This window comes from Lacipirellulaceae bacterium (genome assembly GCA_040218535.1).
Lineage (GTDB): Bacteria > Planctomycetota > Planctomycetia > Pirellulales > Lacipirellulaceae > Adhaeretor.
The window spans coordinates 13,817-27,695 of the sequence record JAVJRG010000012.1 but is presented as its reverse complement, the minus strand read 5'-3'; the positions used below and the strand labels follow the sequence as shown (position 1 = coordinate 27,695).

Below are 13,879 nucleotides of genomic sequence, written 5' to 3'. Positions count from 1 at the left end.
TTTGCTAAACTATTTCAGCTCATCCTTCTCGTCGAACAGGCGGAATACTCCATATGTCTAGTGTCAATCTTTTCTCCCCCAAGACGGTTCCCAAAGATTTTCTTAGTTCGATTGTCGTTTTTCTTGTGGCGTTGCCACTCTGTCTGGGAGTGGCGGTCGCTTGCGGTGTGGACCCCATCGCGGGAATTCTCGCCGGGATTGTTGGCGGCATTCTTGTCGGGTCCGTCAGCGGTTCGCACACCAGCGTCAGTGGCCCAGCAGCCGGCTTGATTGCGATCGTCATCGCGCAAGTCGACAAGGTCGGCATTCAAGGATTCGCGGTGGCCGTTTTCTTGGCGGGGATTCTGCAAATCGGTATGGGGGTTTTCAAGGCGGGCAATTTAGCCAAGTTCTTTCCCATTAGTGTCATTAAGGGTTTGCTTGCAGCCATCGGAATTATTCTGATTCTTAAGCAAATCCCCCATTTGTTCGGACATGACACGAACCCGGAGGGGCAGTCCGCCTTTGTACAACCCGACGGGGAAAACACCTTTAGTGAGATACTGGCAACCTTCGGTGACCTGCACTGGGGGGCGCTGGCGGTCGGATTGCTCTCCTTGGGCTTCTTGTTGCTCTGGGGGCGGATCAAGCTGCTTCGCGAGTCGGGCGTGCCAGCGCCGCTGGTCACGGTTGTCTTTGGCGTACTCGTCAGTTTGGGCCTCGCACAGTTTGGGGAAGAGTGGGTGATCGGCGAAGAGCACCTCGTGCGTGTTCCGATCGTCGAATCCCCCGTGGACCTGGTCACGAGTTCGCAATCGCGCGAGAAAACGCTGCGCGGCATTGTGGAAGAGAAAGTCAGCGAGAACGAAGAGAAAGCATCTGGTGAAACGCTCGAAGCTTCGGGTGAAGAAAAGGCACAAGAAGGTGAAGAGCAGCTCTTACGAATCCCTTCGCCAGTACACATTCCTGGAATGTTGATCGACTTCAAGATTTGGCTGGCGGCGATTACTATCGCGCTGGTCGCTTCGCTGGAAACCCTGTTGAACTTGGAAGCGGTCGATAATCTCGACCCCAAGCAAAGAAACTCACCACCGAACCGTGAACTGATTGCTCAAGGTGTCGGCAACCTAGCGGCTGGCTCGGTCGGCGCGCTCCCGGTGACTTCGGTGATCATCCGTAGCTCGGTGAATATCCACTCCGGTGGGCAGACCAAGCTGGCAGCAATTCTGCACGGTATTCTATTGCTGCTCTGCGTGCTGTTTCTGCCAGGACTGCTCAACATGATTCCCTTGTCCGTCTTGGCGGCAATTCTCATCCTCACAGGGTTCAAACTTGCTAGCCCGAAAGTGATGAAGCAAATGTGGGAGGGAGGACGCTATCAGTTCATTCCTTTCGTCGTCACGATTCTCGCGATCATGGGCATCGATTTGCTTTACGGTGTGCTCATCGGATTAGTCGTGGCGATGAGCTTTATCCTCAACAGCAACTTACGACGCCCCATTCGTCAGTTCGTCGAGAAGCACGTTGGAGGCGATATCACACGGATTGAACTTGCTGAGCAAGTCAGCTTTTTCAAGCGGGCATCGCTAACTGAAGTGCTCGATAATATCCCTCAGGGTGGTCACGTCCTGCTCGATGCAACGAAGACCGACTACATCGACCCGGACGTGCTGAATTTGATCCGCGAGTACAAGGAGAAGACCGGTCCAGCGCGCGACGTGCAAGTCAGCTTGCAAGGTTTCCGTAGCAAGTACGAGATGGAAGACCACATCCAATTCGTCGACTACGCCACGCGTGAACTCCAAGAAGCAATCACTCCCGCCCAAGTTTTAGAAGTTCTCAAAGAAGGTCATAAGCGTTTCTTGAGCGGAGAGCGAATCAATCGCAATGCCTCTCGTCATGTCGACGCAACAGCCGATGCCCAGCATCCCTTGGCAGTCGTGTTGAGTTGCATCGACTCACGCGCCCCTGTTGAATTAATCTTTGACGCGGGCCTGGGCGATTTATTCACCGTGCGTGTGGCGGGGAATGTGACAAGCGAGAAAGTCCTCGGCAGCATCGAGTACGGCTGTGCCGTTGCCGGAGCGAGACTGATTCTCGTGATGGGGCACACGCGATGCGGCGCGGTCACCGCCGCCGTTGATACCGCCTTGGCGGGGCAAGGGGTCGCGCCGGGCGATTGCCTACATATCGATCCAATTATTACCGAGATCTCTGAAGCGATAGATAGGAACGCGATTCGAGAACTCGGATCGAAGCAAGGTTTTGAGAAGCAAGCGTACGTAAACATGGTGGCCCGCGAAAACGTGCACCGAGTGGTTGATCGTGTGAAAGCGAAGAGTCCTGCCATCGCCAAGATGGTCGAGACTGGCCAAGTGGCGATCGTCGGAGCGCTCTACGATGTGGTCAGTGGCGAGATGGAATTCTTTTCAGAACTAATGCTTGATGAGTCGGATCGGGTTGGCCCGGTCGTGGAAGCCTAAGCGTCAGCCCGTCTTTCAACAATTACTTTTCAGCATCTTCATTCGCTTCGGTTTCGGGCCATCCCCCCTTGGCTTTGACTTGCTCTTCCACATAGAGCAGCGTGCCAAACCAGATAAAGAGGAATGCAAGCCACACAACGATTGCCTTCACGCAGTTGTTGATAATCTTCTTCGGGTGCTGGCCATACTTGCCGCCTTGGATCATGCTCCACATGGAGCGAGCATTGCTAAAATTTGCAGCCGCGTTGCCACTGGGCCGATGGCGGGCTTGATCGGCTTTCAGCCTGCGCGCTCCCATCGACTTGCCGATGCGGGTGTGGTAGTACCAGCTAATGAGCAGAATCACGACGCCGGCGATGGCAAAGCCAACGTTCGAGTAGAACAGCCAGTTACTGCGAATGCTGAGATGTTCGACGAGCGGTTCGGGCATGTCTGGCTGGGGAATTGTGGAGAAGCTTCGAACGTCGAGGAGCCTACTAGGAAACGGTTCTCGTAGGCATGAACCACGGGGACCGTGGTTCTACGATGTTCTCACTCACACTTTCTTCCAAATTCTAGCAACTTTCTCCGCACGTTTTTCCAAGGAAATCCGTAGAAAACCGAAGCTGCTAGGTGGAATCTTGGCTGGGCGTGCCAGATAATTGAAACTTATGGGAAGTGTGTGCCGTCGAAGCAATGGTACCCGCTCTCTTGGCTCGCCAGGCTCCCTCCCTCTTCCTTTCCTTTTTGACAAACTAAACTTGCCGTAAGGATTGTTGCGTATGTCTCAGACGACTATCCCCGATTCGATGTCATTGTCGGGCTCACCCACCGCCAAGCTCTCTGACGATGATGTCGCGGCGATTGATCAGTTACGTGAAGCCTACGCGAAACTTCGCGACGAGCTTGGTAAGGTGATCATTGGGCAGGGGGATGTCGTCGAACTGCTTTCAGTATGTCTCTTTGCTCGTGGTCACGCCCTACTGATGGGCGTACCCGGTTTGGCGAAAACGCTGCTGGTGAGCAAACTGGCCGAGACGATGTCGCTCGACTTCAGTCGCATCCAGTTTACGCCCGACCTGATGCCGATGGACATCACGGGAACGGACATCCTGCAAGAGACACCTGACGGACGGCGTGAATTTGAATTCGTCCACGGACCCGTGTTTGCTAATGTTGTCTTGGCCGATGAGATCAACCGTGCCCCACCAAAAACTCAAGCGGCCATGCTGGAAGCGATGCAGGAAGGCAAAGTCACCGCGGTCGGTAAGCCGTTCGACTTGCCGCCACCGTTCCTAGTGCTTGCGACCCAAAACCCGGTCGAACAGGAAGGGACCTACCCGCTGCCTGAGGCGCAGCTCGATCGCTTCATGTTCTTGATCGAACTCGACTATCCTTCCGAGGTCGAAGAAATTGAAATCGCTCGCACGACAACCGGCGGCGAACTTCCGAAGCTTGACCAGTTAATGAATGGCGAGGAGATCATCCGCCATCAAGAACTGGTCCGACGCGTACCCGTGCCAGACCATATCTATACCTATGCGGCACGCTTGGTTCGTAAGACCCGCCCCAACAGCAAAGACGCCCCAGGGTGGCTCAAGCCACTGGTCTCTTGGGGAGCAGGCCCACGTGCCGTGCAGAACTTAATTCTCGGCGCCAAAGCACGCGCGGCACTTTTGGGCAGCTACATGGTTCGCCTGGAGGACGTGCAAGAAGTCGCCGCGGCGGTATTAACGCACCGTGTAATCACAACGTTTGCGGCGCAAGCGGAAGGCATCGACGCGCGGGAAATCGTCAAGCGACTGGTTGAGGAGACAGACACCGAGGAGTAGGGAAGTTTTCAGTTGGCAGTGTTCAGTTTTCAGTCTTCAGCTGAAAACGTATTCCAGTAGTGAACTGAACACCGAAAACTGAATACGGAAATCATTTATGCTAACCGACGGCCAATCGCGTGATTTCTTGGAACCTGCCGTGCTGGCGCGGTTGGCGAGTGTTCCGATGTTTGCGCGGCGGGCGATGCAGGGGAGCGTTTCCGGGCGGCATCCTAGCCCACATCGCGGAGCGAGTGTCGAGTTCGCCGAGTATCGCAAGTACGTCCCCGGGGACGATCTGCGGCGGTTGCATTGGCGGGCGCTGGGCCGCACCGGGCGTTACTATGTGAAAGAGTTCGAGGCGGACACCAACTTGCGGCTTTGCATTGTGTTGGACACCAGCGGCTCGATGGACTTTGGTTCCGACACGAGTGAGCAGCGGATGACGAAGTTCGCCTACGCCCGGCGCTTGGCCGGTTCGCTGGGTTACTTGGCCGTGCAGCAGGGCGATGCGGTTGGCTTGGCATGCGTCGCTGGCGGGATCATTCGTGATATTCCCCCGCGGCGAAATCCGGCCCACTTGATGCATATCTTCGACACGCTTGAAGAAACGAAACCCGATGGCGACACGCAGCTCGTTCCCGTCTTGCATGAGCTGGCCGAAACGATTCGCCAGCGGGCACTTATCGTCGTGATCTCCGATTTCTTCGTTGAGCCCGCCTTACTGCGTGAGTGCTTTGAGCATCTCCGCTTCCGGAAGCATGATCTGGCTACCTTTCACTTGCTCGATCCGCAGGAATTGAACTTCACGTTCCGCCGCCCCGTGCGTTTCCAAGACATGGAAGGGGGCACGAGCATCTTCGCCGAGCCGACCGAGATTGCCGACCGTTATCACAAGGCGCTCCAGCAGTATCGCGACGACCTGAAGCAGATCGTCCTGGAGACGGGCGTCGACTATCACGAAGTTCGCATCGACGAAGATTACGAGCAAGTGCTGATGAACTTTCTCGTCCGCCGTACGCAAATGCGGGGGAAACGATGACGTTCATTCAACCGCTGTTGCTCTGGGGGCTACCTCTGATTGCCCTGCCGATCATCATCCATTTGATCAACCAGCGCCGTTACCAAACGGTCGACTGGGCGGCGATGAAGTTCTTGCTCTCGGCAAATCAAATGTCGCGTGGCTACGCACGACTCCGGCGTTGGCTGATCATGGCCATGCGGATGGCGGCCATCGCGGGGATTATTTTCGCCGTGAGTCGTCCCCTAGCGAGCGGTTGGCTCGGCGTCACCGCGGGAGGCAAGGCGGATACAACGATTATCCTGCTCGATCGTTCGCCAAGTATGCAGCAGCAAGCCGCGGGCGGTGTGTCGAAGCTTGACACCGCACGGCGAGAATTGGTCGACACGCTGGAAACGCTCGGCAGCAATCGCTGGGTGCTGATCGACAGCGCGACCTTAGAGCCGCAAGAGATTTCTTCACCGGCGGCATTGATCGACGCTCCACAAACGACCGGCGCTAGCGCTGCCGCTGACGTGCCGGCCATGTTGCAGGCAGCACACGATTACATCAAAGCGAACAGCCCCGGGCACACAGAAATTTGGCTCGCCTCCGACCTGCGGGAGAACGACTGGCAAGCGACTAGTGGGCGGTGGGCGTCGCTGCGAGAAGCGTTCATCGAATTCCCGCAGGAAGTCCGCTTTCATTTGCTGGAGTACGCAGACACGCCCGCCAGCGCCACGAATGCTTCGATCCGAGTCACCGAAGCTCGTCGAGAAACGTTACGTGACCAGAGCCAGTTGGTCGTCTCCTTGGTCATCAAGCGCCAAAATACTGGAGCTGGGGGCAATAGCGAAAGCTTGGAAAAGCAGACCTTGCCTTTGCGTTTCGAAATCGACGGTGCCCGCTCGGAGATGAATGTCGAAATCGCCAGCACGCAGTTTGAACTGAAGGACCATCGCATACCATTGAACGGCCAAGAGACACGCGGTTCGGGACGGGTCTCGCTGCCGGCGGATTCCAACCCGGCGGACGATCAGGCCTACTTTGTGTTCGATGAGTCGCCGGTCCGCCATACGGCCGTCGTGGCGGAGGAACCTGAACGCGTGCGGGCACTACGTCTGGCCGCTTCGATTGCTCCGTCACCCGCGATGACCAACGAAGCCGATATCGTCACGCCCGACACTCTGCAAACACTCGCTTGGGAAGAGTTGGCACTCGTCCTCTGGCAGGCACCGTTGCCGACGGGCAAGGCGTTGGAGCTGGTGCAAGGCGTGGTTGATCGCGGTGGCCAAGTGATTTTCTTCCCGCCACGCGATCCTAGTAATCGCGAAGCTTTCGGTATCGGCTGGCAAGCCTGGGTCGAGAACGACAAGCCCATTGCCGCCAACACGTGGCGGGGTGATCAGGGGCTCTTGTCCAACACGCAAAGCGGAGCCTCACTGCCTGTGGGTAAGTGGAAAGTCCGGCGTTACTGCACGCTGAAGGGCGAAGCGACTCAGCTCGCGGCATTGCCTGAAGGCGTCCCATTGCTCTCTCGCGTAACGACCGATCGTGGAGGCGTTTATTTCTGTGCGACGACCGCCGACCCGCGTGACTCATCACTCGCTGCTGATGGCTTGGTGCTGTACGCAACGTTGCAGCGTTTGATTGACGAAGGGGCGAAGTCGCTCGGCGCAACGCGCCTGCAAACTGCCGGTGAAGCGTTTCCCGTTTCCGCGGACCCTTGGAAACGAGTTGTGGGCGAAGAAGATGTGGCAACGCTTTCCACAGACCATCAATACCACCGGGGTGTTTATTCCAGCGGGGAGAAACTCCTCGCCGTGAATCGCCCCACCGCCGAAGACATGACCGAAACGGTTGCCGATGCCAGGTTGAATCGCCTATTCGAAGGCCTGGACTTCGATCGTGTCGAACGGACGGCCGGCACCGGCGGTGGAATCGTTCAAGAGATTTGGCGTTTGTTCTTGGGACTCATGCTGATTGCCCTGGTCGTTGAAGCGGCGCTCTGCTTGCCACGCGTGGTGAATAAAGCAGCAGACGTGGCACCCGCCTTCCGACCGACGATGGCAACCGAAGAGCCAGCTCCGGAAGGGGAGGCCGCATGAGCACCCAATCACTGATGTTTCAATGGACGCCTTGGACGCTTTGCTTCTCCGTCTTGGCCGTGATCGCCACGGCAGTGTTTTCCTTCGTTGCATGGCGGCGTAGCGGGTTTAGCCGTAGCACGGGCCTGTTGGAATTGCTGCGGCTCTCGGCAGCGACCATCGCGGCGGTTCTCTACAACCAGCCGGAATGGGTGGAGCAATTCCGCCCCGATGATCGCCCGACGATTGTCGTGCAGTGGGATGATTCAACAAGTATGCAGACCCAAGACGTCGTGACCGCGGGCACGTCAGCTAAGCAGCGACGCGAAACGATCGAGCCCCTCACGAAGCCTGAGTTTTGGAAGAAGCTTGACGACCGCATCAACGTGGTGATCGAGCCGTTTAGCACGGCTGAAAAGGCGACGAGCAGCGATCTCTTCAATCCGCTCACCTCCGCCCCTGAGAAGCACGACCACTTGCTTGCCGTCGTGATGATTTCCGATGGCGACTGGAACGCCGGGCAGCCGCCGGTGGAAGCCGCCACACGGTTGCGTTTGCGGAATACGCCGGTGTTTACCATTCCCGTAGGCAGCCCGACAAGGCTACCGGATGTTGAACTGGTAAGCCTCGACGCGCCGACGTTTGGTATCGCTGGCAAGCAGGTGCGGATTCCCTTCACGATTGATAGCTCGCTGCCGAGGGATTACGTCGCGTCCGTCAAGCTAGAAACGTCAACCGGCGAGAAGCTGACCAAAGAGGTCCGCGTTGCCGCGATGAGCCGCTCGACCGATGCCATTCTGTGGAAGCCTGCGGAGACGGGTGACTTCACTGTGAAACTCACCGTCCCGAAGCATGGTGAGGAACGGCTAGAGCATAACAATGAACTGAGCGCTCCGATTGCGATTCGCGAAGAAAAACTCCGCGTTCTGGTGATCGATTCGATCCCTCGCTGGGAGTACCGTTACTTACGCAACGCACTTTCGCGCGACCCTGGTGTGGAGGTTTCCTGTTTGCTGTTCCACCCCAAACTGTCCAAGCAGGGCGGCGGAAATCAAGACTATATTAAAGCCTTCCCTGAGGGTCTTGATGAGCTGGCCAAGTATGATGTCGTATTCCTCGGCGACGTGGGTGTCGAAGAAGGCCAACTGACCGAGGAGCAATGCCGTTTGCTCAAAGGTTTGGTCGAACAGCAAGCCAGCGGCCTCGTATTCATGCCGGGAATGACAGGCAAGCAGATCAGCCTGATCGATACCGAACTTGAACCGCTCTATCCCGTGTTACTCGATCTCGCGCAGCCCGACGGTTGGGGTTCGCGAACGCCGAATCATTTCGAGCTGACCGAAATGGGGCGTCGCAGCTTACTAACGAAATTGGCCGACACGCGCGACGACAACATTGAAGTTTGGGAAGGCTTGCCCGGCTTCCAGTGGTACGCTCCAGTATTACGCGCCAAGGCAGGGAGCGAGGTTCTCGCTGTTCACGAGTCGGCCACCAATGAGTACGGTCGTTTACCGCTGCTCGCCACGCGGACCTTTGGGGCAGGCAAGGTATTATTCATGGGGACCGACGGTGCCTGGCGTTGGCGGAAAGGGGTCGAGGACAAGTACCATTACCGCTTCTGGGGCCAAGTCGTTCGCTGGATGGCTTATCAGCGGAACATGGCTAAAGGCGAAACGATGCGGCTCTACTACTCGCCCGACCAGCCGTTGATCCGCCAAACGCTGACTCTCAATGCCAACGTGATGGAACAAACTGGTGAGCCACTCTCGGGCGGGGATGTCATGGCCAGAATCGTTGCCCCCTCGGGTAAGGCGAAGACTGTAAGGTTCACCTCGATCGGTGACGAGTGGGGCGCGTTTACAGGAAAGTTCACTGCCGTTGAGCCGGGCAAGCACGAAGTCACCCTCAGCGCGAAGCAAACCGGTGGTGTTTTGGAGACTAGCTTCTTCGTCCAGGGCGAAGCGGTCGAAGGGGTCGGCAAACCTGCCCGCCCCGAAGTGCTAGCGGAAATCTCCCGCGTGACGCGGGGGCAGATGATCGATGTTTCCAAGGCAACGGAGGTCGTTCGCCGCTTGGCAGACCTCCCCGATCCTCCGGCAGAATTACGCCGCCTGCGGCTTTGGAGCCACCCGGCAGCCGCCGCTTTGCTCGTTGTTTTGCTAGGATTGTTTTGGTCGCTTAGAAAAGTAGTAGGGTTGATTTAGTTTTCAGTTGTCAGTGTTCAGTTTTCAGTTCGCGAGTGCAACATCATGAATAGCAAGGACAGCAAGAACAATCTGCACGTTCCTGAGTCGCTGGAAGACCAACTGCATGGTTACCGTCGTGCGGTTTGGGTGCTGAAAATCACCGAAGCGTTAGCGATTGCCGTTTTTGCGGTGGTGATGGCCTACCTCGCCGTGTTCGCGCTTGATCGACTAGGCGACACGCCTGCGACGGTGCGGACGATTGTTTTCTTTGCCGCACTGGTCGGCTGCGCGGTGATTCCTTGGTACTTGCATCATTGGGTTTGGAAGCGTCGGAAGCTCAAGCAACTCGCTCGACTTTTGAGTAAAAAGATGCCTCGGATTGGCGATCAACTCTTGGGTGTAATCGAGTTGGCCGAAGATCAGAGCGAACAAGCCCGATCGAAAACGCTCGTTGCCGCGGCGATCAACCAAGTGGCGACCGACGCCAAGAAGCGAGACTTTACCACGGCGACACCCCCTTCGCGTCGCGGACCGTGGACAACCGTCGCTGCCGCGGGAACCGCCGGGGCTGTAGCGCTTGCCCTCTTGTTTCCCGAGGCAGCCGCGAATGCTTGGGCCCGTCTGACGCAACCTTGGCGTGATACGCCACGGTACACCTTCGCCGCTGTCGAGCCGCTACCCGAGAAAATGATCGTCGCCCACGGCGAGCCGTTTGAACTTGATGTTCAATTGCAAGAAACTTCCCGCTGGCAGCCGGAAACAGCGGAAGCGCGGATCGGCAAGCAGCGTCCGGTGGTCTCGGAGTTGACCGAGCAGAAGTACCACCTCGAAATGCCGGCCCAAATCGGTGACGGCACTCTCGAACTGACCGTAGGAGACGCCAACCACGAAGTGCAGATTGAGCCCACTTTGCGTCCCGAACTGACCGAGCTGACAGCGACCGTCGAATTGCCCGAATACCTGGGACGTACTGAACCGTTAGAGAAAGACGTACGCGGCGGTGCCGTCTCCGTAGTGAAGGGAAGTCGTGTTTCACTCGCAGCTACTACGAGTCGCGATCTGGTTTCTGCGAGCATTGATGGGAACGATCGCCCGCCCCAAGGGGCGACCATCACCAGCGATTCGGAACTCGTCGAAGAATCCGTCAAGCACGAAATTGCCTGGACCGACGTGCATGGGTTGTCGGGTATCGAGCCTTTCAAAGTCTCTGTCTCTGCGATTGACGATGAGGAGCCAACGCTTGTTATCGAGAACCTTCCTCGCCAGAAGGTCGTTCTAGAGACCGAGTTGCTCAAGTTCCAGATCCGCGCCCGAGACGACTACGGCGTTCAACGGGTTGGCTACGAATGGCGGGGCTTTGCCCAAGCGGTAGAGAAGCCCGCCCGCGGTGAACGAATCTTGGCTCCCGGCACCCACATGTCCGAGACGCTCGCCGTGCAGGGCGTGTTCTCTGCGAAGTCGTTGGGCATCGATCCGCAGCCGATCGAACTCCGTATCTTCGCTGAGGATTACTTCCCAGACCGTGGACGGATCTATTCGCCGCCACATATTCTGTACGTGCTGACGCCCGACCAGCATGCGATTTGGATGACCGAGCAGCTCAACAAATGGCACCGCCAAGCTCTCGAAGTGCGCGATCGCGAGTTGCAACTTTACGAATCCAATCGTGAACTGCGGGACATGACCGCCGCTGAACTGGACCAGGCAGACACGCGTCGCAAGGTTGAAAAGCAAGCCGCTGCCGAACGGACCAATGGCCGCCGCTTGCGCCGGCTGACGGCAGCCGGGGAAGAGTTAGTTCGCGAGGCCTCGCGCAATCCGGAAATCGGCGTGGGCCACCTCGAACGTTGGGCGGAGATGCTAGGCGTGTTGGGGGAAATCTCTGAGAACCGGATGCCTTCGGTTGCGGACCTCCTGCAAAAGTCGTCCGAGGCACCCAAGTTGGCTGGTAAGCAAAACAAGAGTAAATCGGCCCCTCAGGCGGGAATGGTTCGCGATACGTCAGGCGGCGGGAAACCTCAGGAGCAAGACCCCAACGATAAGCCAAAGCCACAGGTGCCGAGCATCGCAGATCGCGAGTCGAGTCACGTATCCCCAAACACGGACGAGCTAGAACCGGACGGTCAAAAGAAGAAAAGCAGCAAAGGCAAGTTCACGCTTCCAACCACCACGGTGATGGGTAGTGGCAAGCAAAAGCCCAAGCCCAAAGCAAATCAAACGCCCGCCGAGGAGAAGCTTGACGAAGCCGTCACTGAACAGGAAGACTTGCTCGCGGAGTTCGAGAAGATCGCCGACGAGTTGAACGAGATTCTGGCGAATCTCGAAGGCAGCACGCTGGTGAAACGCTTGAAGGCTGCCTCTCGTCGTCAATACAAAATTGGCGGTCGCGTTGGTGAGCAACTCGACAAGGCGTTTGGTCTTTCGCCTCAGGCACTCGCCGGCCAAAGCAAGCGAGAGCTTGAAGAACTAACCGAGGAAGAAGAGAAGAGCACCCTCGACGTGTCGTTCATCATGGACGACCTCGACGCTTACTATCAACGTCGCCGCATGACGCGTTTCAAAGCGGTCCTCGACGAGATGCGTGAAGAGGACATCATCGGTGGGCTGCGTCGGTTGGGTGACGACATCCAGAAGAAGCAAGGCCTCGCCATCGCTCAGACGGAGTACTGGTCGGACACCATGGACCGTTGGGCAGACGACTTGGTCGATCCGGCTTGCTCCGGCTGCTGCCCGGGGGGAGCTTCCCCCGATAGCTTGCCACCGTCGTTGGTGCTTGAAGCAATGAAGATCCTCGAAGCCGAGATCAACCTTCGCGAAGAAACACGTGTCGCTGAACAAGCCAAAGCGGCTGTCGACGAGACGGTCCATGCCGACGAAGCACGCCGCCTCTCCGAAGCGCAAGACGACCTCAACTTCCGAGTGATCGACCTGGGGGACCGCATTCGGGAACTCAAAGACGCGGAGAAACACTTTGGCAAGGAGCTGCAAATCCTAACGGCTGTTTCCCAAGTTATGGACGAGGTGGTCGATATCTTGGGGCTCCCTGAAACGGGTCCGCCGGCGATTGCTGCAGAGACGGAGGCCATCGAGCTCTTACTTCGCTCCAAAAAGATGAACCCCAATGGTGGTGGCGGCGGGGGTTCCAGCCCCGGCGGTGGTGGCGGTGGCGATACAGACACGCCGGCAATTGCACTGGTGGGACGTGGCCAGAACGAAAAAGAAGTACGCGAAGTACGTGATGTTTCGCACGCCACAGGCGAAACGGGTGAGACGCTCCCCGCTGAGTTCCGCGCTGGGCTAGACGAGTACTTTAGCCGCCTCGAAAAATCGGGGGGCGAGTGATGAGTGCGAGGATTCGAGACGGGGTGTCATTCCTGAGAGGGGCTCGGTTCGCCTCCGACGTAAGGAATCTGACCTGCATTATTCTTGTTCTCGCCGTCAGCGTTCAGACGTGTTCCGCCTTGGAGCTTGTCGCTGATTTCGCCATGCCGGTCCAACCGGGATTTCAACCAATCCCGCTTCTCAATCCGGGCGACGCGGTCTACATGCCGAGCCTCTCGGGGACGCCCTTGATCGGCATCACTCAGTTCACTACGCAAACGGCCCTTGCGCAGAAGCTCAAGGAACAAGAGTGGGAAGCCTTTCCGATCGTCCAGATCGATCCGCAAGTGTTGGCGATGGAGCAGCAGTTTCGTCCCCAGTACGAAACGCAGTTGAACTCGAAGCTCCATCACTGGCGAAGTGTTTGTCGTCCGACGTTTGAGCAGCAGGAAAAGTTACTGGCCGCTGGAAATGAAGCACTCGACAAATCGGTGCGTGCGATGGCCATGCAACAAGTACCAATACAGAATGGGGGCCAGCAGTTAATAAGGCCTGTGATAAATGTTGGTCAGGGTGCCGTGAACGCGGATCCAAGTTCCGCAATCACGCAAGCGCTTGAGAAAACCGCGAAGGAGATTTTCACCAAGGAGCAACGCGATCTTTTGGCTCAGGAAGAGAAAGATCGAAAACAGTACGAGAAACGTGCCGCGGTCCGCAATTTGATTGTGTTGTTGGACAAGCGACTAATTCTTTCCGAGAGCCAGCGTGCTGAACTCATGACAAAGCTCGAAGAAGGCTGGCAGCAACAATGGATGAATCACGTACAGAACCTCATCCACGGCAGCGAGTCGATTCCGCAGATCCCCGACAAGCTTGTCAAACCGCTCTTAAATGAGCGACAACAGAAGATTTGGAAGGATTTGGCCAAGAACCAGCACAACCATTTTTTCGGTGGCATGCACATGTTCCACAACGTCCCGCAGATGGAACCCTTCAAGCCTGAGAAGCTGGAGCCGGAAGGATAGTTCGATAA

Annotated in this window: 8 protein-coding genes; 7 read left to right on the top strand and 1 reads right to left on the bottom strand. The window is 57.1% G+C overall.

All coding sequences use genetic code 11. From position 1 onward, the window contains the following. The first annotated feature begins 53 nt into the window (after positions 1 to 53). Positions 54 to 2,462 carry a SulP family inorganic anion transporter gene (locus RIB44_14170; protein MEQ8617714.1) on the top strand — a complete coding sequence of 803 codons (2,409 nt, stop codon included), beginning with the start codon at positions 54 to 56 and terminating at the stop codon, positions 2,460 to 2,462. Positions 2,463 to 2,484: 22 nt separating this feature from the next. Here RIB44_14170 and RIB44_14165 read toward each other — a convergent pair whose 3' ends face one another. Next, complete coding sequence (locus RIB44_14165) at positions 2,485 to 2,892, bottom strand: hypothetical protein (GenBank protein ID MEQ8617713.1); 408 nt, start codon at positions 2,890 to 2,892, stop codon at positions 2,485 to 2,487. 331 nt (positions 2,893 to 3,223) lie between these two features. Between RIB44_14165 and RIB44_14160 the strand changes: the two genes are divergently transcribed. The 6 genes from RIB44_14160 to RIB44_14135 all read left to right on the top strand — a co-directional run bounded on the left by RIB44_14160 (position 3,224) and on the right by RIB44_14135 (position 13,871). After that, positions 3,224 to 4,273 carry a MoxR family ATPase gene (locus RIB44_14160; protein ID MEQ8617712.1) on the top strand — a complete coding sequence of 350 codons (1,050 nt, stop codon included), beginning with the start codon at positions 3,224 to 3,226 and terminating at the stop codon, positions 4,271 to 4,273. A gap of 97 nt (positions 4,274 to 4,370) precedes the next feature. Beyond that, on the top strand, positions 4,371 to 5,294 hold the full coding sequence (locus RIB44_14155) for a DUF58 domain-containing protein (protein MEQ8617711.1): 924 nt from the start codon (positions 4,371 to 4,373) through the stop codon (positions 5,292 to 5,294). After that, entirely contained in the window at positions 5,291 to 7,360 is a 2,070-nt protein-coding gene (locus RIB44_14150) for a BatA domain-containing protein (GenBank protein ID MEQ8617710.1), read from the top strand. Before RIB44_14155 ends, RIB44_14150 begins: the two co-directional genes overlap by 4 nt. Beyond that, entirely contained in the window at positions 7,357 to 9,543 is a 2,187-nt protein-coding gene (locus RIB44_14145) for a hypothetical protein (protein ID MEQ8617709.1), read from the top strand. The genes RIB44_14150 and RIB44_14145 overlap by 4 nt, the downstream gene beginning before the upstream one ends. A gap of 45 nt (positions 9,544 to 9,588) precedes the next feature. Further along, positions 9,589 to 12,867, top strand: coding sequence for a hypothetical protein (locus RIB44_14140; GenBank protein MEQ8617708.1), 3,279 nt, complete (start codon positions 9,589 to 9,591; stop codon positions 12,865 to 12,867). Positions 12,868 to 13,010: 143 nt separating this feature from the next. Further along, entirely contained in the window at positions 13,011 to 13,871 is an 861-nt protein-coding gene (locus RIB44_14135) for a hypothetical protein (protein ID MEQ8617707.1), read from the top strand. Positions 13,872 to 13,879 lie beyond the last annotated feature (8 nt).